Here is a 20,158-nt window from a genome sequence, read left to right on the forward strand (position 1 = left end):
GCACGGGCACGGCGCGGGCGCGGCCCCGGCCCCGGGCCCGGGCGGGCGCGGGCGCCCGCCGCCCCGGGCTGGCCCCGGCGCGGCCCCACGGATATGGCGCTTGTTGTCGCCATTTCGCCGCCCAAACGACAACACGCGCCAAATCCAGCTGCAACTTGACCGCTTTGGCGGGCTAGTCGCGAGTGTTTGGGGCCCCGACGCGCCAGCGCGACGGCGGCACCCCGGTATGCCGGCGAAACGCGCGGCTGAACCCCTCGTCTGAGGCGTACCCGAGCTCGCGCGAGGTCTGCGTCACCGAGGCCCCGCGCGCGAGGCGCCGCTTCGCGTCTTCCATGCGCACGCCGGTGATGTATTGCCCTGGCGACGCGCCGAGAAGCTCGCGGAACCGCCGTGACAGAGCCGAGCGCGACATCGTGCCGAGGCTCGCGAGCGCGTCGACCGACCAGTCTCGGCCCGGGTCGCTGTGAATCGCGGTGATGACGGGGTCGAGATGCGGATCCGCGACGCGGGCAGCCCAGCCACGCGGCGCGCACCCCGCCGACACCCATGCGCGCAGCACCCCGAGCAGCAGTGTGCGCGCCATGAGCCGGCACACGATCTCCCCGCCGCCGACGAGCGGCACGACCGGCTCCGGCGTGCCGAGGTCGCCCATGTTGCTCGCGAGCGAAGAGACCGCCGGGTCGAGCCGCGCGAAGTCGGTGATCGTCAGCGGGTCTGGCACGAGTTGGCGTAGCCGCAGGCCCGCCTCGTTGAGCTCGACCGTGACAACGACAAGCGTGGCGTCACTCAGCGCGTCGAAGGCAAACGCCGACGTTCCCGTCGTCAGCAGTGCGGCGCCCGCAGGGAACCCCGTCACGTGGCCCCGGGCCACGACGGCGCCCTCGCGCTCAGGGTCGGTTGAGCACGATGTCGCCGGTTCGCCCCGCAGCTCGCCCTCGACGACGTAGACGAGCGTGTTTGCGCCCGCGGGCGTTGTCAGGCGACGCCCGGCCCGCAGGCCCACGCGGTTCGTGCGCGTGACCGCGACGTCGATGCGTTCGAGCAGTGTGTCGAGGGGCGCGCTGTGGGGCGCACTGAGGGGCGCACCAAGCGACGCATCATGGGGCGCATCGCGGGGCGCGCCAAGGGAGGACGAGTCGAGCGGAGCTGACTGGGTCACAAGCATGCGGGGTGTAACCCGATTCGGGCGCGCGGTATTCCGGGCGCTACGGGTGCGGCCCCGTAGCGCCCGGGCACACAAGCGCCCGGGCACACAAGCGCCAGGGCACCCGGTGCAGCGCTCGGGCCGTGGCCGGTGCGCCTAGTTCTGCTTCGCGTGCAGCTCGAAGTGCGCGTGCGCCGTGCGCAGCCAGCCGAGGAGGAACTCGGCGGTCGCATCGTTGGTGATCTCGCCGTCTTCGGTGATCAGGCCCTCGGTCATCTGGAGGTACACCTCGGGCTGCTGCAGGTCGGGTGAATCAAGGAAGGCGAGAATGGAGCGCAGGTGCGCCTGCGCAAGCGCGGTGCCGATCTGCCCGATCGAGGCGCCCAGCACCGCGGTGGGAACGCCCTGGAAGCTGTTCTGGCCCCAGGGGCGGCTCGCCGTGTCGAGCGCGTTCTTCAGCACGCCTGGCACCGAGCGGTTGTACTCGGGTGTGACGATGATGACACCGTCTGCCGCCTCAACCGCCTGCTTGAACTCGGCGGCCGCGGCGGGAATGTCGGCGTCGTGATCGGCTGAGTAGTACGGCAGGTTGGCGATCGGAATCTCGGTGAGGTTGAGCTCGGCCTGCGGGGCGAGCTTTACCAGCGCATTGGCCAGTCGACGGTTGATCGAGGTTGAAGACACACTGCCCACGATGAAGCCAATGTTGTATGTAGTCATGAAGCGGTTCCTTTCTAAAAAACCTGCGTGTACGCTCACCCAAACCGGGCTCGGGCGCAGCTCATTCCCGCATGTCTCAGATTGCACCCCCTGTTCACCCCTTGGCGGTACAGTGCTGCCATGCCCTCTCTGAGCCTCTTGCACCTCACCGACACGCACCTCTTCGGCGACGCCTCGCGCCACTACGACGTTGTCGACACCGCCGACCACCTGCGGCGGGCGCTCGATCACGTCGCGCATCTCGGCTTCGATCTCGTGGTGTGCTCGGGAGACGTCAGCGAAGATGGCACCGAGGCCTCTTACGAACGAGTGCGCGACACGCTGCTGCCGTGGGCCAGCGAACGCGGCGCCCGGGCGATCTTCGCCATGGGAAACCACGACCGCAGGGAGAGTTTCCGCGCGATTCTCGGTGATGGCCAGCCGGGAGCCGAAACCAGCCAGCTGCTGGCTGGCGAAGCCCCCGACCGGCCCGTTGCCTCGGTAGCCACGGTGAACGGTTGGCGAACAATTGTGCTCGACACCTCGGTGCCGCAGGCGGGCTACGGCGAGCTCGGTAGCGCGCAGCTCGAGGCGCTCGCCGCCGAGCTCGCGTCTCCCGCCGAGCACGGCACAATCATCGTGATGCACCACCCGCCCGTTGACGCCCAGACGGAGCTGCTCGGAGCGCTCGACCTCGACGCGGCCGACGCCGCGGTTTTTCGGGGGCTGCTGCGTGGCAGCGATGTGCGCGTTGTGCTGGCTGGGCACTATCACCTGCCGATCGTGGAGACCGTCGCCGGCGTGCCAGTGGTCGTGGCGCCCGGGGTCGCAAACCTCGCCACGGCGTTCGGTGACGCCAGCGAGGAGTCGGCGAGCGACGAGTACGGTGGCGCCACCGTGACGGTCAGCGACGACCGCGTGCGGGTCGTGCCGTTCACCCGACCCGTCACGGGCGGCGAGGTGTTTCGCATGGACGCTGACACCGTACAGCGCGTGATTGGCGTCGCTGGGCGCCCATGAGCCCCTACGTTGCCTCCGAGCCAGACCCTAGTTTCCCGGAATACGGGGGTGTTCTCGGAGGCAAGTGCAGGGTTGGCGGTGGGAGCCAGGCGAGAGCCAGGCGAGAGCCCAGCGCGAGCCCAGCGCGAGCCAGGCGAGAGCCCAGCGCGAGCCCAGCTAGGCGCGGGGGCAGGGCTACCCCGCTAGACCTCGATGCCGTACAGGTTCGGCTCGGGCACGAGCACGAGGCCGAACTCCTGCTGCACCCGCTGCACGATAAAGCGCGCGAGCTCGCCGATGTCGGCCGCAGATGCCGCGCCGCGGTTGGTGATCGCGAGCGTATGCTTCGTCGACACCGACGCGCCAGAGCCAGGCAGGCGGTAGCCCTTGGGCACACCGGCGTGTTCGATGAGCCAGGCGGCCGAGAGCTTCACGCGCCGCTCGCGTGGCGTTGGCGGCGTGCGCAGCGGCTGACCAGCGGCAAGCTCATCAAACGTGGTCACGGCGACCTCGGGTTCGCCGTCACTCACGGGAAAGCGCGGCGCGTTCTCGGGGAGGCCGCGCGCGAACCGCTCGGTGACGATCGGGTTCGTGAAGAACGAGCCGGCGCTCCAGGTGTCGTGATCTGCCTCGTCGAGCACCATGCCCTTTGAGGCGCGAAGCCGCAGCACCGTGTCGCGCACGACCCGCAGCGGCATGCGCTGCCCCTGTTCGACGCCGAGCGCGGTCGCGAGCTGCGCGAAGCGGATCGGCTCAGACAGCGGCTCGGGCCCGGCCTCGCCGGCGCCGACCGCGGCGTCTGCGAGCACCAGGTCAATCGAGAGCACAACACCCTCGAGGCCCTGCTTGATCACCGAGTCGCGGTAGGCGAGCTCGAGCTCCGCGGCGAGCATGCGCCGCGGCTCGTAGGTGGCCGCGTCGAGAAATTCGATCGAGTGGAGCACATCAGAGAGTTCCTGGCCGTAGGCCCCGATGTTCTGCACGGGGGCGGCACCGGCCATGCCAGGAATCCCCGACAGCGCCTCGATGCCCGCCCAGCCGCGCTCGGCGCACTCGGCGACGAGCGCGTCCCAGTCGTGGCCGGCCTCGACGCGGATGCGGATGCTACCCGCCGAGAGTTCGGGATCCGCCACCTGTTCGATACCCGACGTGCGCACGAGCAGCACGGGCCCGGGGTAGCCCTCGTCGGCGATGACCGTGTTCGATCCACCGCCGAGCAGCAGCCAATCGTCGCCGCGCTCCCACAGCGCGATCGACCGCTCGATCAGCTCGTCGCGGGTGTGCGCGGTGAGGGTCTCGTCGGCGGGGCCTCCGACCCGCATCGTGGTGAGGTCGGCGAGTCGCTGGGTGCTCACGCGAACGCCACCAGCAGCTGGGACTTGCCCAGCACGGTGGCACCGTCGAAGGTGACCTTCAGGTCGAGGCGCGCGGTGCGGGCCTCGGCGTCGATCGCGCCGACCGTGACGGTGACCGTTACCGGGGCGCCGGCCTCAGCGTCGACGGGCACTGGGCGCGTGAAGCGCGACTGGAAGTCTTTCACCCAGCCGGCGGCACCGAGCCAGTCGGTCGCGACCGAACCCGCGGCGCCCATCGTGAGCATGCCGTGTGCGAGCACGCCGGGAAGCCCGACGGACTGCGCGAAATCATCGCGGTAGTGGATCGGGTTGAAGTCTCCCGACGCTCCCGCGTAGCGCACGAGGTTGTCGCGGGTCAGCGTGAACTCGCGCTCGGTGACGACGTCGCCGACGGTGAGCGTCTCAAACACGGGGGTGACTGCCTGGCTCATGCCTCTTCTCCTCGCACGACGAGCGTCGAAATAGCGGTGACGACGTGCTCGCCAGCCTGGTCGACAATCGCGCTCGAGGCGGTGACCATCGAGTGGCCGCCGAGCTGCTTCACGGCGGCGATCGTGAGCGTTGCGGTGAGCTCGTCGCCCGCGACAATGGGGCGCGTGTAGGTGAAGCGCTGGTCACCGTGCACGACGCGGGTGAAGTCGACCCCCGCCTCGTCATCGGCGAGTAGCTGCGCAAGCGTCGCTTCCTGCACTGTCACCGCGAAGGTGGGCGGCGCGACCACGTCTGCGAAGCCGGCTGCCTGAGCCGCCTCTGGGTCGTGGTGGATCGGCGACTCGCTGCGCACGGCGCGCGCGAACTCGCGCACTTTTTCTCGCCCGACAAGATACGGCTGGGTGGGCGGGTAGACCCTGCCCTGAACGTCTGGATTAACCACGGGAACAGTCTAGCCGGGGCGTGTGCCTGTGTGCGCCGGGTGCGCCGGGTGCAGGCTCAGGGCACGCTCCGGGCACGCGCTCAGGCAGCGCTCAGGGTGCGCGAAGGCCCGCGCCAGTGTTGCCACCGGCGCGGGCCTTCGCGTGCGGTGCCGGGGTGAGGCTATGCGATCCGCCCCCGGCTCTGCGCTGCGTTACTTGCAGACCAGCCCGGTTACTTGCCGAGCAGCCCGCCGAGCAGGCCGCCGAGGCCGCCCTGGCTCTTGCCGCCGCCACCACCGAGGAGGCCGCCGAGCAGGTCGCCGATGCCGCCGCCCGAAGCGGGGGCCGACTGGCCACCACCGGTAAGGCCGCCGAGCAGCCCGCCGAGCACGTCGCCGATGCCGCCGCCGTTGTCGTCAGCCGCGGGGGCCTGCTGCTTCTTGCCAGCGAGGAACTGCATCACGATCGGGGCGAGCAGCGGCAGCAGCATCGGGATGAGCTTTGCGATGCCCGCGTTGCCAGCCTGCTGACCGAGCGCGTTCGCGACCGCGTCTTGCTTATCGCCGAGTACGTGCTTGACGATCTTCTCGCCGTCTTTCTCGTCGATTGCCTCGAGCGAGATCTTGCCGTCGGTGGGAGTGTGCTTGCTCAGCGCGCCCTCGAGCTGCTGCTTGCCCTCGTCGCTCGAGGCGTTCACTGCGAGGCCGCCGAGCAGGCCGGGAAGGGCCTGCTTCACTGCGGCGAGCGCGGTGTCTTCGTCGACGCCAAGCTTCGCGGCGAGCTCGCCGACCGGCACCTGCGAGAGCAGGGAATCAAGTGCGTTGTTGTTTGCCATTTCGGTGTCCCCAATCGAGTGTCGCCGGGTGCGACTCACACAGCATTACACTATCGCTACCTTTCCACCAGCAATGTAGCCTTCGGCAACGATTTAACGAAAGGTTTGTGACCAATATCCAACTTGGGGCAACCTTCCTCGAATAGGCTGTAATTTATGTCTCGCATTCGTAAAGTGCTCATCGCCAACCGGGGCGAGATCGCCGTTCGTATTATTCGCGCCGCTAGCGATAGCGGAATCGCCTCGGTCGCCGTCTACGCCGACCAAGATCGCGACGCCATGCACTCGCAGCTGGCCGACGAAGCGTACGCCCTCGGCGGTTCGACGAGCGCCGATAGCTACCTCGCTATCGACAAGATTCTCAGCGTTGCCCGCCGCTCGGGCGCCGACGCCGTTCACCCGGGCTACGGCTTCCTCGCCGAGAACGCCGATTTCGCGCGCGCCGTCATCGGCGCTGGCCTCACCTGGATCGGGCCGAGCCCCGACGCCATCGAGCGCCTCGGCGACAAGGTGTCGGCCCGTCACGTGGCCGAGAAGGTTAACGCACCGCTCGCCCCAGGCACGAGCGACCCGGTCAAGGGCGCCGACGAGGTGCTCGCCTTTGCCGACGAGGTCGGCCTGCCGGTTGCCATCAAGGCTGCGTTCGGCGGCGGCGGCCGCGGCCTGAAGGTCGCCTACAACCGCGAGGAGGTCGCCGACCTCTTCGAATCGGCCACCCGCGAGGCAGTCGCGGCGTTCGGTCGCGGCGAGTGCTTCGTCGAGAAGTACCTCGAGAAGCCCCGCCACGTCGAGACCCAGTGCCTCGCTGACAGCCACGGCAACGTCGTCGTGATCTCCACGCGCGACTGCTCGCTGCAGCGCCGCCACCAGAAGCTCGTCGAGGAGGCGCCAGCGCCGTTCCTCTCTGACGAGCAGAACGCCGAGCTCTACGCGGCGTCGAAGGCGATCCTCCGCGAGGTCGGATACGTTGGCGCCGGCACCTGCGAGTTTCTCGTCGCGAAAGACGGCACGATCTCGTTCCTTGAGGTCAACACCCGCCTGCAGGTCGAGCACCCCGTCTCCGAGGAGATCACGGGCATCGACCTCGTGCGCGAGCAGTTCCGCATCGCCGAGGGTGGCGTGCTCGACTACGAAGACCCCGTGGCGCACGGCCACTCGTTCGAGTTCCGCCTTAACGGCGAAGACCCGGGCAACGGCTTTCTCCCCGCCCCCGGCCCCGTCGCGCTGTTCAAGCCGGCGCTCGGCCCCGGCGTGCGCGTCGACACCGGCGTGCAGTCGGGCGACGTCATCTCGGGCGCCTTCGACTCGATGCTCGGCAAGCTCATCGTCACGGGCGCGACCCGCGAGGAGGCGCTCGAGCGCTCCCGCCGCGCGCTCGACGAGCTCGAGGTGCAGGGTTTGCCGACCGTGCTCCCGTTCCACCGCAAGATCGTGCGCGACCCCGCGTTCACCGCGCCAGACGGCAAGTTTGGTGTGTACACGCTCTGGATCGAGTCGGAGTTCGTGAACGACATCGAGCCGTGGGAGGGCGAGAACACCGCCCCGGCAACTCCGTCGACCCGCCAGTCGGTCGTCGTCGAGGTCGCTGGCCGCCGCGTCGAGGTCACGATGCCGACGACGCTGCTGCCGCTCTCAGATCAGGATGTGACTCGCGGCCCAGCGCCCAAGCGCGCCAAGGGTGCGGGCGTCGCAACCGCAACCGGCGACACCGTCGCGGCGCCGATGCAGGCCACCGTCGTGAAGCTCGCGGTCGAAGACGGCCAGGAGGTCGCCGAGGGCGAGCTCATCGTCGTGCTCGAGGCAATGAAGATGGAGCAGTCGATCTACGCGCACCGCTCGGGCATCGTGTGCAAGATCGACGCGCCGCTCGGCCAGACCGTGTCGAGCGGGCACCCGCTGCTGTCAATCGTCGACGCGATTTAGGGGCGCGGGGGGCAGATTCGCGGCGGTGCGGCGGATCCGCGGCGGTGCGGATCCGCGGCTGGCGCAGCCACTCTGGGCGGCACTGCCCCCGGCCCCGAGGGCCTGAGCGCAGCCGGCGTCGGCGCCGCGTACCGCCCGTCACGCATGCAGCACCGCGGCACCGCGGCACCGCGGCACCGCGGCAGTTTGCACACGGGGCGCGCGCTCGGGAATAACCCGGGCCGCGCCCCTGTTGCACCCCGTATGTCTGCCCTGAAGCTCTCGCTCCTTGACCTTGCTTCGATCGAACAGGGAGGCAGCGTCGCTGCGGCGCTGGCGCACTCGGTGCAGCTCGCGCAAACGGCAGAGGCCGCCGGCTACGACCGCATCTGGTACGCCGAACACCACAACATGGCGACCATCGCGTCGAGCTCGCCCGCCGTGCTCATCGCGCACATCGCCTCGCAGACCGAACGCATCGGCCTCGGATCGGGCGGGGTCATGCTGCCGAACCACTCCCCTCTCGTCGTCGCCGAGCAGTTCGGCACGCTCGCCGAGCTGCACCCCGGGCGCATCTTCCTGGGGCTCGGCCGGGCGCCGGGCACCGACGGGGCGACCTTCCGCGCCCTCAGGCGCACGGTGCAGGCGGCCGACGCCTTCCCGAACGACGTGCTCGAGCTCCAGGGCTACCTCAGCGGCGAGCTGCCCGTAACGGCGGTGAACGCGTACCCGGGCCGCGGCACGAACGTTCCCATCACTATCTTGGGCTCGAGCCTGTTCGGTGCGAACCTCGCGGCTCAGCTCGGGCTCCCCTATTCGTTTGCCTCGCACTTCGCACCACAGGCCCTGCAGTCTGCCGTGCAGCACTATCGCACGAACTATCGGCCGAGCGCCGCGCACCCCGAGCCGTACGTCAGCGCGGGCGTGAACGTCATCGCCGCCGCGAACGACGAAGAGGCGAGGCAGCTCTTCGGCCGCGCCGAGCTCGAGCGCATTCGCGGGTTTTTGTCGCGCGGGCGTGAGGTGCCGCTGACCCTCGAGCAGGCCGAGTCGATTCGCGACACCCCAGCCGCAACCGAGATTCGACAGATGCTGCGCTACACCGCGGTCGGCGGGCCGGAGCGAGTACGCGAGCAGCTCGAAGAGTTTGCGAAGCTCGCAGACGCAGACGAGCTCGTCACGGTGCACCCGGCGCCGACGCGCGCTGAGCAGCTCGAGTCGGTGCGGCTGGGCGCTGCAGCGTAGGGGCTGCGGGCTGCGGGCTGCGGGCTGCGCTAGATAGGCAAACAGCGCAAGATCGGGCCCAGACCCCGAATTCGGGCCTATCCTGTGCAGATCACAGACCCTGCGCAGATCACAGACCCTGCGCAGCACACAACAGCACCGGCACCCCTACTCGACCGTAATGCTGCCGCGCATCTCGGGGTGAATCGAGCACAGGTAGTCGAACGACCCTGCCTCGTCGAACACGTGGGTGTAGCTGCCCTCGGCCATCAGCTCGCTCACGAAGCTGCCGTCTTCTGCGACAACATCGTGCTCAGACGACGGCCCCTCGAACGACCAGCTCACGGCCTGCCCGGCCTTGATGGTAATGTCGCTCGGCTCGAAGCTGTTGTCGATGACCCGCACCGTGATCGACACCTTCGCGTCGTCGTCTGAGGGGACCACTGGCGGCTTCTCTGCAGAACACCCGGCGAGGCCGAGCGCGAGGGCAAAGGCGCCCACGCCAGCGGCCACGCGCGCCGCGAGGGTGCGAGGCGATCGCGGTCGCGGATCCACCGCTGCGGGCTTCGCCACGGCCGCCGAAGCGCCCGGTGCGCCCGGTGCGCCCGACCCACCCGGCGCGCCCGGCGCGCCCGACACACCCAAAGCACCCGGCTCGCCCGTGACGCCCTCAGCGCGCACCCGAACAGTCAGCATCGCTTCTTTCCTCAGCATTAGTGCACGTGCATCGCGCGGGCGGCGTCGGTGATCGCGCCGGTGAGCGACGGGTAGACGGTGAACGCCGAGGCGACCTGGTCGACCGTGAGGCGGTGCTCGACGGCGAGCGCGAGCGGGAAGATGAGCTCGCTCGCGCGGTGCGCGACGATCACGCCGCCGATCACGGTGCCCGAGGCCTTCCAGGCGAACAGCTTCACGAAGCCATCGGTGAAGCCAATCATCTTTGCGCGGGGGTTCGCGTTCAGCGGGATGGTGTGGGTGATCGCCGTTGCCATCGCCGTCGCGTCTGCGAGGGTGCGCTCGTTCCACCCGACCGTTGCGATCTCGGGGTAGGTGAACACGTTCGAAGCGACGTTGCGCAGGTCGATGGGCCGCACGAAGTCGCCGAGCGCGTGCATGATCGCGGTGCGACCCTGCATCGAGGCGACAGACGCGAGCGGGAAGAAGTCGGTGCAGTCGCCGGCGGCGTATACCGACGGAATCGAGGTGCGGGCGACCTTGTTCACCTTGATGTGCCCGCTGTCGCTGAGCTCGATGCCGGCCTCCTCGAGGCCGAGGCCCGCGGTGTTCGGAATCGAGCCGACGGCCATGAGGCAGTGCGACCCTTCGACGACGCGGCCGTCAGCGAGCGTCACGCGCACCCCGGCGTCGGTGCGCTCGACCGCGTCGGCGCGCGACTTCGACATCACGTTCATGCCGATGCGCTTGAACTCGTGCTCGATGACGGTAGCCGCGTCTGGGTCTTCGCCGGGGAGCACCTGCTCGCGACTCGACACGAGCGTCACCTCAGACCCGAGGGTCGCATAGGCGTTCGCAAACTCGGCCCCGGTTACCCCCGAGCCGACGACGATGAGGTGCTCGGGCACGTCTTGCAGGTTGTAGAGCTGCTGCCAGGTCAGGATTCGCTCGCCGTCTGGCTTCGCGGAGTCGAGCTCGCGCGGGCTCGCGCCCACCGACACGACGATCGTGTCGGCCTCTACGCGGTCGAAGTCGGTGCCGCCCTCTTGCGAGGTCGAGACGAGCACCGCGTTCGGGCCGTCGAGCCTGCCTGAGCCCTGCACGAGACGCACGCCGCTCTCTTCGAGGCTCTGACGCATGTCGGTCGACTGCGCGCCGGCCATCGCGAGCAGGCGCTTGTTCACCGCGGCGAGGTTCACCGCGATCTCGGGGCGCACGGGCTTGCCGTCGCTGCCGGGCAGAAACGCCTGCACCCCGAGCTTGCCAGCGTCGCGCACCGACTGCACGGCACCCGCGGTCGCGATCAGGCTTTTCGAGGGGACCACGTCGGTGAGCACCGCCGAGCCGCCGACGCCGGCACGCTCGATGAGCGTGACCTCTGCCCCCAACTGCGCGCCAGCGAGCGCGGCCTCGTACCCTCCAGGCCCGCCGCCGAGTACAACGATCCGGTGCTTACGTTCTTTCGCCATACGATAAGTCTAGGCGTGCTCGGGCATACTCAGCACCGTATGATCGGGTGCTTAGAGCACTGCGCGACCTTCCCTACCGCGCAGGCCGCACACGCGACAGCGACGTTGGAGGCTATTGGTGACACACCCGAAGGCAGAATCTGTACTGGAACGCGACCCCGGCATGCCGTCGAGCACCTGGCGCATGCGCAGCGACGCGTGGGAGTATCTCCGGTTCGCGGTGAAGCGCCTCGCGCTCGGCGATCGCTCGGAGGCCGACGAGGCGCTTGCCGCCGACAGCGAGATTCACCGGTCACTGCGCGCCCTCGAAACGCTCGAAATGTACTGGGCCGGCTTCGGCCAGCGCTACGTCACCACCATCGGCGACATGCTCGCCGCCGGCGAGTACCAGACCGCGCTCGACCGCATCGGGCGGGTCGTGAACCGGCTGCGCGCCGTCGGCACGTCAGAGGAGGCCGCGACCGAGGCCGACCCCGAGGCAGACGACGAGTTCCCGGGCGACAGCGACCCCCGCCCGCGCTTTGAGGTGCTCGTCGTCGACGAGACCACGGCCACCGACCGCGACACGATGCGCGCAGAGAGCTACCGCATGCGCAGCGCGGCAGACCTGTTTGTCTACGACTATGTCATCGTGCCTTCTGCCGACGATGCGGTCGCCGCGGTGCTCACCAACCCGAACATTCTTGCCTGCGTCGTGCGCCCCGGGTTCAGCGAGCACACGAAGCAGACGCTCAGCCGCGACCTGCGCGAGACCATCGATCTCGCCCGCGAATCCACTGTCTCGCCGCAGGCGACAGCCCGGAGCCAGCTGGCGTCGGTGCAGCGCGTGCTCGGCCTCGCCGACACCCTCTCGTCGCTGCGCCCCGAGCTCGACCTGTATCTCATGGCCGGCGCGCACATTGAGGAGCTCGCGGGGGCGCTCACCAAGCGATTCCGCCGCGTCTTCCGCCGCGAAGATCACCTCGAGCTGCACCTGTCGCTGCTGCGGCGCGTCTCGCACCTCTACGACACCCCGTTCTTCACCGCGATTCAAGACCACGCCAGGCGCCCCGTCGGTGTCTTCCACGCGCTGCCGGTGGCGCGCGGCGGTTCGGTGATGTCGTCGAAGTGGATCCGCGACCTCGCAGACTTCTACGGGCTCAACCTGCTGCTCGCCGAGACGAGCGCGACGTCTGGCGGGCTCGACTCGCTGCTCGCCCCCGTGCGCACGCTCAAGAAGGCGCAGGAGCTCGCCGCGCGAGCATACGGCGCGAAGCATACGTTCTTCGTCACGAACGGCACCTCGACCGCGAATAAGGTCGTGCACCAGGCGCTCGTTGCGCCGAACGACGTCGTGCTTGTCGACCGCAACTGCCACAAGTCGCACCACCACTCGATGATGCTCACGGGCGGCCGCCCCGCCTACCTCGACGCCTACCCGCTCAACGAGTTCGCCTTCTACGGAGCCGTGCCGATCGGGCGCATCAAGCAGCTGCTGCTCGAGTACCGCGCTGCGGGCCGGCTCGACGAGGTGCGCATGGTGACGCTCACGAACACCACGTTCGATGGCATCGTGTACGACCCCTACCGGGTGATGAGCGAGTGCCTCGCGATCAAGCCCGACCTGGTGTTCTTGTGGGACGAGGCGTGGTTCGCGTTCGGCGCGTTCCACCCGGTCACCAGGCGCCGCACCGCCATGGCCTCGGCAAAGCTGCTCGAACAGCAGCTCGGCACCGCCGCCCACGAGCGCGCCTACCGCGAGCAGCAGGAGCTGCTCTTCGCCGAAGACGGCACCCCCGCAGCAGACGAGGTCTGGCTGCGCGAGCGCCTCATCCCGTCACCCGACGCCCGCGTGCGGGTCTACGCGACCCAGTCGACGCACAAGACACTCACCGCGCTGCGTCAGGGCTCCATGATTCACGTGTGGGATCAAGACTGGGTGCGCGACGCGCAAGACCCATTCCACGAGGCGTATATGACGCACACGTCGACCTCGCCGAACTACCAGATTCTCTCGTCGCTCGACATCGGTCGCCGCCAGGTCGAGCTCGAGGGCTTCGAGCTCGTGCAGCGCCAGCTCGACCTCGCAACGAGCCTGTCGCAGGCGATCGCGCGCCACCCGCTGCTGCGTCGCACGTTCAGTGTGCTCACCGCGCACGACCTCATTCCCGAGCAGTACCGCGAGACGGGGCGCGCCATGCCGCACCGCGACGGTCTCGCGAGCATGTGGGAGGCGTGGGCGACCGACGAGTTCGTCGTCGACCCGTCGCGCATCACGATAGAGATCTCGCGCACAGGGGTCGACGGCGACACGTTCAAGCACGAGTACCTGATGGATCGCTACGGCATTCAGGTGAACAAGACGAGCCGCAACACCGTGTTGTTCATGACGAACATCGGCACCTCGCGCAGCTCGGTCGCCTACCTCATCGAGGTGCTTGTGAAGCTCGCCGAGCGGTTCGAGGAGGAGCAGGCGCAGCGCGACCCCGACCAGCCGCTTCCCGCGGAGATCGTCATGCCGACGCTGCCAGACTTCAGCTCGTTCGCGCCGGCGTACGCGACCGACGGGGTGCTCCCAGACGGCGACCTGCGCAAGGCGTTCTTCCGCGGCCAGCGCCGCGGCAACATCGAGTACGTGCTTGGCGACGAGCTGCGCGCCAGGGTCGATGCGGGCGAGCAGCCGATCTCGGCTGGCTTCGTGACCCCCTACCCGCCCGGCTTCCCCGTGCTCGTGCCAGGCCAGGTGGTCTCACCCGAGGTGCTCGCGTTCATGAAGGTGCTCGATACCCGCGAGATTCACGGGTACGACCCGCTGCGCGGCTACCGCATCATCAAGGATTCCTAAGCGCTTCACTTTCTACGCCGGGGGCGCCCACCAGAGGGCGTTCCCAGCGTAGTCTTGTCTCCATGAGCACTTCTTCAGACCCGAAAGCACTCGCAGCCGAGGCTGCCGCCGTCATCGCCGACCTCACCGGAGTCGCAACCCACGACATCGCCCTCACCCTCGGCAGCGGCTGGGGCAAGGCAGCCGATGTCATCGGCGAGACCGTCGCCGTGATCGAGGCCGACAGGGTTCCAGGCTTCCGCCCGTCTGCGGTGCCCGGGCACTCGGGCACGCTCCGGTCGATCCGCCTCGCGAACGGCAAGCACGCGCTCGTCATCGGCGCGCGCACCCACTTCTACGAAGATCACGGCGTGCGCTCCGTCGTGCACGGCGTGCGCACCGCCGCAGCTGCTGGCGCAAAGGTGATGGTACTCACCAACGGGGCCGGCGGCGTGAACCCCGCATACTCCCCCGGCCAGCCCGTGCTCATCTCAGACCACATCAACCTCACCGCGGCGTCGCCGCTCGAGGGGGCGACCTTTGTCGACCTCACCGACCTCTACTCGAAGCGCCTGCGCGACCTCGCTCGCGAGGTCGACTCGACGCTCGACGAGGGCGTCTACGTGCAGTTTCGCGGGCCGCACTACGAAACCCCGGCCGAGGTGCGCTACGCCGGCATCATCGGCGGCGACATCGTCGGCATGTCGACGGCGCTCGAGGCGATCGCGGCGCGCGAGGCCGGCATGGAGGTCATCGGCCTCTCGCTGATCACGAACCTCGCTGCCGGCATTCAGGAGACGCCGCTGAGCCACGAAGAGGTCATCGCGGCAGGGCGCGAGGCCGAGCCGCGCCTCGCATCGCTGCTCACCGAGGTCGTCGCGCGCTTCTAAGCGCGCGGTCGAACTTCGTCGCGGAGCAGCCTCGGCCCCGCCTTCGGGCACCGTCGCCTGGCTGCTCCGCACACCCGAACACCGCGGGGCTACTCGCCACACCCGAAAAACGTGGAGCAGCTCCGCACACCCCCGAACACAATGACGTGGAAGGAGCGCAATGCCATGAGCGCAACACAAGAGGTCGATGTCGTCGTCATCGGAGCCGGGTTCGCCGGCCTCATCGCGGCTCGCGAGCTCAGCAACGCCGGGCACAGTGTGCTCGTGCTCGAGGCCCGCGACCGCGTCGGCGGCCGCGTGTGGACGACGAACATGCTCGGCCACGACCTCGAGCTCGGGGGCACCTGGGTGCACTGGGTGCAGCCGCACACGTGGGCCGAGATGACGAGGTACGGCAGGGGAATTGTGCGCAGCCCCGCGGCCGAGGAGGCGCGCTGGCTCGGCACTGGCGGCGTGCCTCGGGTCGGTACGCTTGAGGAGTTCCTGGAGCTCATCTCGCCCGGCCAGCAGCTCATCATCAACCGGGTGCGCGAGGCGATTCCGCGCGGCCCGGAGCCGACGGCGGGGCAGATCGCGCAGCTCGACGCGCTGTCGATAGCGGATCATCTCGCGACCCTCGACCTCGACGAAGAGGCGCGCAGCGCCAACGAATCGGTCTGGGTCGGCCATGTCAACGCGCCGCTCACCGAAACCGGAATGTCGACCGCGTATCGCTGGGTTGCCGCAACGGGCGGGCACTGGGAGCTGATGCACGAGGCATCGGCAACCTACCGGGTCGCCGGAGGCATGAGCGAGTGGACCAGGCTCATAGCCGCGAGCGTGCGCGGCGAGGTCAGGCTGAACACGACCGTCACCTCGGTCACCCAGGGTGACGCGGGCGCAACCGTTGAGACCGCCGCTGGGGAGAAGATTCACACCAGGTTTGTGGTTTCGACGCTGCCGATCAACGCGATCTCGGGCATCGAGTTCACGCCGCCCCTCCCGGAGCCTTGGCAGCGGGCCGGGCGCGAGACGGTCGCCTCGCGGGGGTCGAAGGTGTGGATCAAGGTGCGCGGCCCCGTGCGCCGCTTCTTTGGGTATGCGACGCCGGAGCACCCGATCTCGGTGCTGAAGAGCGAGTTCATCACCGAGGAGGAGTCGATTCTCGTTGGTTTTGGGCCCGATCACACACGGCTCGATGGGACTGACCTCGGCGCCGTGCAGGCCGCGGTCGATGCCATTCGCCCGGGGCTCGAGGTGCTCGCCGCTGTCACCCACGACTGGATGGCCGACCCCCTCTCGCGCACGACCTGGATGACGCACCGGCCCGGCCAGCTCACCCGCGACCACGCCGGGCTGCAGCGGCCCCACGGCGTCGTGCACTTTGCAACCACAGACAACGCAGACCTGTGGGGAGGGTTCGTCGACGGGGCCATCGAGAGCGGGCTGCGCGAGGCCCGGCTCGTCGGGGAGCGCCTCGGGCCGACGACGGTATAGCTGCGGAAACGCAGAGCGGGCTGTGAACCGGGGTAGACCCGGCTCACAGCCCGCTCTGTTCGCACTAGCTACGCGGTGCGCACTAGCTCTGCAGCACGCACCACCTACGCAGTACGGGGCGCCCTACGGCGCCTCGACCTCCTGCGCATCCTTGAAGTACAGCGTGTTCAGCGGAGTGAGGAACCAGCCCTCAACCGACGGAGCAGCCATCATGTACTTCGAGCGGTAGTAGAGGTTCAGCACGGCCGTATCCTGACCAATGAGAATCTCCTCGGCCTGGTGCATGAGCTCGGAGCTCTTCACCGGGTCGGTCTCGGAGTTGATCTGGCCGAGCAGCGCGTCGAACTCTGCGTTCGCGTAGTTCGAGTTGTTGAGCACGGAGTCGCTCGCGAAGCCGGCGAGGAAGGTCATCGGGTGCAGGTAGTCGCCGCCCCAGCCCATCGCCGCAACGTCGTAGTCGCCGGCGGTGATGCCGTCGTAGTAGACCTTCCACTCCTCGGTGGTGATCTTCATGTCGATGCCGAGGTTTTCCTTCCACATCTGCTGCAGCGCCTCGGCCACCTTCTTCACCGTGTCATCGGTGTAGTACGAGAGCTCGATAGCGGGCAGGCCCTCGCCGTTCGGGAAGCCGGCCTCGGCGAGCAGCTGCTTCGCGGTCTCGACGTCGCCCGAGGGCTTTACGCCCCAGTCGGGGCGCTCTGCGGTGAAGTCTTCACCGTCGAGCACGTAGCCGGGGGCGACGATGCCGGTGCCGGGCTGGTCAGAAGACTGCAGCACCTTCTCGATGAGCGCGCTGCGGTCGATCGCGAGCGTGAGGGCCTTGCGCACCTTCGGGTCGGTGAAGGGCTCCTTCTCGAGGTTCATGATGAAGTAGGTGGTGCCGAACTGGGGCACGACGTACAGGTCATCGCTCTCTGCCTTCAGGCGGGGCAGGTCGTCGGTCGGAACGGTCATGACGCCGTCGATCTGGCCCGACTCGAACGCGGTGAGCGCGGTCGACTGGTCGGGAATCACGCGGAGGGTGACCTCTTCGAGCTTCACCGCGTCGGCGTTCCAGTAGTTCGGGTTCTTCGCGAGCGTGATGCTCTTGCCGAAGCTGATGTCGGTGACCATGTAGGCGCCGTTCGACACGTAGGTGTCGGCGTTCTTCGCCCAGGTGTCGGCCTTGCCCTCGACGACGTCTTGCTTCACCGCGTTGAACGGGTACATGTTCAGCATCGGCAGGAAGAACGGGGTCGGGGTCTTCAGCTTCACGACGAGCGTGTTCTCGTCGGGGGCGGTGATGCCGACAGCCTCGCGCTCTGCGTTGCCAGCGAAGTACTCCTCGGCACCGACGATGTAGTCGGTGAGCAGGTTCGAGTACTGGCCGGCGAGCTCGCGGTCGAGCACGCGGAACCACGAGTACTCGAAGTCTGCCGAGGTGAGGTCGCTGCCGTCAGACCACTTCAGGCCCTTGCGCAGGTGGAACGTGTACTCGAGGCCGTCTTCGCTGACGTCCCACTTCTCGGCGAGGCCGCCGACGAGGTTGTTCTCGGCGTCGTAGGTGACGAGCGGCTCGAACGCGTTCTGAATGATGGGCGAGGCGAAGCTGTTGCTCGTCACGCCGGGGTCGAGGCTGTCGGCCTCTTCGTTCACGGCCCAGACGATCTTCTGGTCGATCTTGCCGGCGCCGGCGGGCTTGTCGCCGCCCGCACCGCTGCAGCCGCTGAGCAGCAGCGCAGCCGACGCCGCAAGGGCGACGGCTCCGATAGTGAATTTCTTCATGGTTTTCTCCTTGGTTGGGATGAAAAATTATGGGTTGATGCGCGGGGCGCTCGGCGCGATCGTGGGGGCCGCCTGACAGATTCGCCGGGCGGATCCTGAGCTACGCAACCATGTGGCACGCCACCTGGTGCCCGCCGCCAACGTCGCGCATCTCGGGCACGACGGTCGCGCAGATCTCCTGCGCGAGCGGGCAGCGGGTGCGGAAGCGGCAGCCGCTCGGCGGGTTGATTGGGCTCGGCAGGTCGCCCTCGATGGAGGCCTCGCCGCGCCTGGCCGACGGTGATGGGTCGGCAATCGGCACCGCTCGCAGCAGCCCCTGGGTGTACGGGTGCAGCGGGTTGCGGTAGATCTCTTCGCTGTCGCAGAGCTCAACGAGCGCTCCGAGGTACATCACCCCGACGCGGTCGGAGACGTGTCGCACCATTGCGAGGTCGTGGGCGATGAACAGGTAGGTGATGCCGCGCTCCTGCTGAAAATCCTGCAGCAGGTTGATGACCTGGGCCTGCACCGACACATCGAGCGCCGAGATCGCCTCGTCGGCGATGACGACCTTCGGGTCGAGAATCAGGGCGCGGGCGATGCCGATGCGCTGCCGCTGCCCGCCCGAGAACTCGTGCGGGTACCGCCCCATGTGCTCCTTCGACAGGCCGACGGCCTCGAGAATCTCGCGCACGAGGTCGCGCCCCTCGCGCACGGAACGCACGACTCGCTGCGCAATGAGCGGCTCGGCCACGATCTCGTCGACTGTCATGCGGCTGTTCAGCGAAGATGCCGGGTCTTGGAACACCATCTGAATCTGTGGGCGGATCGGGCGCAGCTCTCGCTGGCTCAGGCTCGTGATGTCGGTGCCGTCGAGCTCGATGCGGCCCGCGGTCGGCTCGTACATGCGAATCACGGTGCGCGCGACAGTCGACTTGCCGCAGCCGGATTCGCCGACGAGCCCGAGGGTCTCGCCCTGCTGAATGTCGAAGGTGACGCCGTCGACGGCGTGCACCTTCGCGCCGCGCTTGCCAGACACCGGGAAGTGCTTGACAAGATTCTCAACCTTAAGCATGCGCTGGCCTCATCTCGGCAAAGGGGTTGTTCTCGCTCGGCGCAGCCTGTGCGAGCAGGTGGCATCTCGAGGTGTGCGTCTCAGACAGGCGAACCTCTGGCGGCGGGGTCTCGCTGCAGATGTTGCGCGCGAACTCGCACCTGGCGGCGAACGGGCACCCCTTCGGCGGGTCGAGCAGGTCGGGTGGCGACCCCGGGATCGACTCGAGCCGGTGCCCACGGTCGCCGTCGATGCGCGGCACCGACTTCAACAGCCCGAGCGTGTACGGGTGCGCGGTGTGGGTGAAGATCTCGTCGAGCGTGCCCTCCTCGACGATCGTGCCGCCGTACATCACAATGACGCGCGAGCACAGCTCAGCAACGACACCGAGGTCGTGGGTGATGAAGACGACGCTCATGCCAAGCTCTGCCTGCAACCGGCGCAGAATTCGCAAGATCTGGTCTTGGATCGTGACGTCGAGCGCGGTCGTTGGCTCATCTGCGATGAGCACCTCGGGGTCGCAGGCGAGCGCCATCGCGATCATCACGCGCTGGCGCATGCCACCCGAGAACTCGTGCGGGTAGGAGTCGTAGCGACGCTCGGGCTCGGGGATCCGCACGAGCGCGAAAAGCTCGAGCACCCGCGCCTTCGCCTCGGCCTTGCTCAACTGCGTGTGCGTGTCGAGCATCTCTTGCACCTGTTTGCCGACGGTGATCAGCGGGTTCAGGCTCGACATCGGGTCTTGGAACACCATCGAGATGCGGGCGCCGCGCACGTCGCGGAGCTGCTCCTCTGGGAGCGTGACGAGGTCGGTGTCGCCGAAACGCACGGACCCGCCCGTGATCTTGCCGCCGCGGCCGAGCAGCTGCATCACCGACATCGCGGTGACGCTTTTGCCGCTGCCAGACTCCCCGACGACGCCGAGAATTTCGCCCTTTGCGAGCGAGAAGCTCACGCCGCGCACCGCCTGCACCTCGCCGTGACGGGTGAAGAACGACGTGTGGAGATCGTCGATCTCAAGCACGTTTTCCATGCC

General features: G+C 68.3%; 17 protein-coding genes. 6 read left to right on the forward strand and 11 right to left on the reverse strand.

Translation table 11 applies throughout. The features are described from left to right. Nucleotides 1-172 precede the first annotated feature (172 nt). Nucleotides 173-1,165 carry a helix-turn-helix transcriptional regulator gene (locus ABD115_RS07655; protein WP_343959910.1) on the reverse strand — a complete coding sequence of 331 codons (993 nt, stop codon included), beginning with the start codon at nucleotides 1,163-1,165 and terminating at the stop codon, nucleotides 173-175. A 135-nt stretch (nucleotides 1,166-1,300) separates the two neighbouring features. After that, the gene (locus tag ABD115_RS07660) at nucleotides 1,301-1,864 is read right to left on the reverse strand and encodes an NADPH-dependent FMN reductase (RefSeq protein WP_343959912.1); all 564 of its coding nucleotides are present in this window, start codon (nucleotides 1,862-1,864) and stop codon (nucleotides 1,301-1,303) included. 120 nt (nucleotides 1,865-1,984) lie between these two features. On the opposite strand from ABD115_RS07660, the gene ABD115_RS07665 reads away from it, so the two are divergent. Next, on the forward strand, nucleotides 1,985-2,863 hold the full coding sequence (locus ABD115_RS07665; RefSeq protein ID WP_343959914.1) for a metallophosphoesterase family protein: 879 nt from the start codon (nucleotides 1,985-1,987) through the stop codon (nucleotides 2,861-2,863). Nucleotides 2,864-3,045: 182 nt separating this feature from the next. Here ABD115_RS07665 and ABD115_RS07670 read toward each other — a convergent pair whose 3' ends face one another. The 4 genes from ABD115_RS07670 to ABD115_RS07685 all read right to left on the reverse strand — a co-directional run bounded on the left by ABD115_RS07670 (nucleotide 3,046) and on the right by ABD115_RS07685 (nucleotide 5,886). Next, complete coding sequence (locus tag ABD115_RS07670) at nucleotides 3,046-4,197, reverse strand: UDP-N-acetylmuramate dehydrogenase (RefSeq protein WP_382388839.1); 1,152 nt, start codon at nucleotides 4,195-4,197, stop codon at nucleotides 3,046-3,048. Beyond that, nucleotides 4,194-4,628, reverse strand: a complete 435-nt coding sequence (locus tag ABD115_RS07675; RefSeq protein WP_343959916.1) for a MaoC family dehydratase — start codon at nucleotides 4,626-4,628, stop codon at nucleotides 4,194-4,196. The genes ABD115_RS07670 and ABD115_RS07675 overlap by 4 nt, the downstream gene beginning before the upstream one ends. Next, nucleotides 4,625-5,071: an FAS1-like dehydratase domain-containing protein gene (locus ABD115_RS07680; RefSeq protein ID WP_343959918.1), complete on the reverse strand. Its 447-nt coding sequence runs from the start codon at nucleotides 5,069-5,071 to the stop codon at nucleotides 4,625-4,627. The genes ABD115_RS07675 and ABD115_RS07680 overlap by 4 nt, the downstream gene beginning before the upstream one ends. A 212-nt stretch (nucleotides 5,072-5,283) precedes the next feature. Next, nucleotides 5,284-5,886 carry a DUF937 domain-containing protein gene (locus ABD115_RS07685; protein WP_343959920.1) on the reverse strand — a complete coding sequence of 201 codons (603 nt, stop codon included), beginning with the start codon at nucleotides 5,884-5,886 and terminating at the stop codon, nucleotides 5,284-5,286. A gap of 156 nt (nucleotides 5,887-6,042) precedes the next feature. Here ABD115_RS07685 and ABD115_RS07690 point away from each other — a divergent pair, with 156 nt between their 5' ends. Together ABD115_RS07690 and ABD115_RS07695 are read left to right on the forward strand one after the other, a co-directional pair. Beyond that, nucleotides 6,043-7,809, forward strand: a complete 1,767-nt coding sequence (locus ABD115_RS07690) for an acetyl/propionyl/methylcrotonyl-CoA carboxylase subunit alpha (RefSeq protein ID WP_343959922.1) — start codon at nucleotides 6,043-6,045, stop codon at nucleotides 7,807-7,809. A 243-nt stretch (nucleotides 7,810-8,052) separates the two neighbouring features. Continuing rightward, nucleotides 8,053-9,033 carry an LLM class flavin-dependent oxidoreductase gene (locus ABD115_RS07695; protein WP_343959924.1) on the forward strand — a complete coding sequence of 327 codons (981 nt, stop codon included), beginning with the start codon at nucleotides 8,053-8,055 and terminating at the stop codon, nucleotides 9,031-9,033. A gap of 147 nt (nucleotides 9,034-9,180) precedes the next feature. Here the strand turns inward: ABD115_RS07695 and ABD115_RS07700 are convergent, their stop codons facing one another. Both ABD115_RS07700 and ABD115_RS07705 read right to left on the reverse strand, forming a co-directional pair. Continuing rightward, on the reverse strand, nucleotides 9,181-9,708 hold the full coding sequence (locus tag ABD115_RS07700) for a cupredoxin domain-containing protein (RefSeq protein WP_343959926.1): 528 nt from the start codon (nucleotides 9,706-9,708) through the stop codon (nucleotides 9,181-9,183). A 17-nt stretch (nucleotides 9,709-9,725) separates the two neighbouring features. Beyond that, nucleotides 9,726-11,156, reverse strand: coding sequence for an NAD(P)H-quinone dehydrogenase (locus tag ABD115_RS07705; protein ID WP_343959928.1), 1,431 nt, complete (start codon nucleotides 11,154-11,156; stop codon nucleotides 9,726-9,728). A gap of 163 nt (nucleotides 11,157-11,319) precedes the next feature. On the opposite strand from ABD115_RS07705, the gene ABD115_RS07710 reads away from it, so the two are divergent. The 3 genes from ABD115_RS07710 (at nucleotide 11,320) to ABD115_RS07720 (ending at nucleotide 16,325) form a co-directional block, all read left to right on the forward strand. Then, the gene (locus ABD115_RS07710; RefSeq protein WP_343960086.1) at nucleotides 11,320-13,980 is read left to right on the forward strand and encodes an aminotransferase class I/II-fold pyridoxal phosphate-dependent enzyme; all 2,661 of its coding nucleotides are present in this window, start codon (nucleotides 11,320-11,322) and stop codon (nucleotides 13,978-13,980) included. A gap of 62 nt (nucleotides 13,981-14,042) precedes the next feature. Next, nucleotides 14,043-14,849, forward strand: a complete 807-nt coding sequence (locus ABD115_RS07715; RefSeq protein ID WP_343959930.1) for a purine-nucleoside phosphorylase — start codon at nucleotides 14,043-14,045, stop codon at nucleotides 14,847-14,849. A 141-nt stretch (nucleotides 14,850-14,990) separates the two neighbouring features. Beyond that, complete coding sequence (locus ABD115_RS07720; protein ID WP_343960088.1) at nucleotides 14,991-16,325, forward strand: flavin monoamine oxidase family protein; 1,335 nt, start codon at nucleotides 14,991-14,993, stop codon at nucleotides 16,323-16,325. 123 nt (nucleotides 16,326-16,448) lie between these two features. Here ABD115_RS07720 and ABD115_RS07725 read toward each other — a convergent pair whose 3' ends face one another. The 3 genes from ABD115_RS07725 to ABD115_RS07735 all read right to left on the reverse strand — a co-directional run bounded on the left by ABD115_RS07725 (nucleotide 16,449) and on the right by ABD115_RS07735 (nucleotide 20,155). Further along, on the reverse strand, nucleotides 16,449-18,089 hold the full coding sequence (locus ABD115_RS07725) for a peptide ABC transporter substrate-binding protein (RefSeq protein WP_343959933.1): 1,641 nt from the start codon (nucleotides 18,087-18,089) through the stop codon (nucleotides 16,449-16,451). A gap of 100 nt (nucleotides 18,090-18,189) precedes the next feature. Continuing rightward, complete coding sequence (locus tag ABD115_RS07730) at nucleotides 18,190-19,143, reverse strand: ABC transporter ATP-binding protein (RefSeq protein WP_343959935.1); 954 nt, start codon at nucleotides 19,141-19,143, stop codon at nucleotides 18,190-18,192. After that, nucleotides 19,136-20,155: an ABC transporter ATP-binding protein gene (locus ABD115_RS07735; protein ID WP_343959937.1), complete on the reverse strand. Its 1,020-nt coding sequence runs from the start codon at nucleotides 20,153-20,155 to the stop codon at nucleotides 19,136-19,138. The genes ABD115_RS07730 and ABD115_RS07735 overlap by 8 nt, the downstream gene beginning before the upstream one ends. Between the last annotated feature and the right edge of the window lie 3 nt (nucleotides 20,156-20,158).

The organism is Leucobacter albus (assembly GCF_039528015.1).
Lineage (GTDB): Bacteria > Actinomycetota > Actinomycetes > Actinomycetales > Microbacteriaceae > Leucobacter > Leucobacter albus.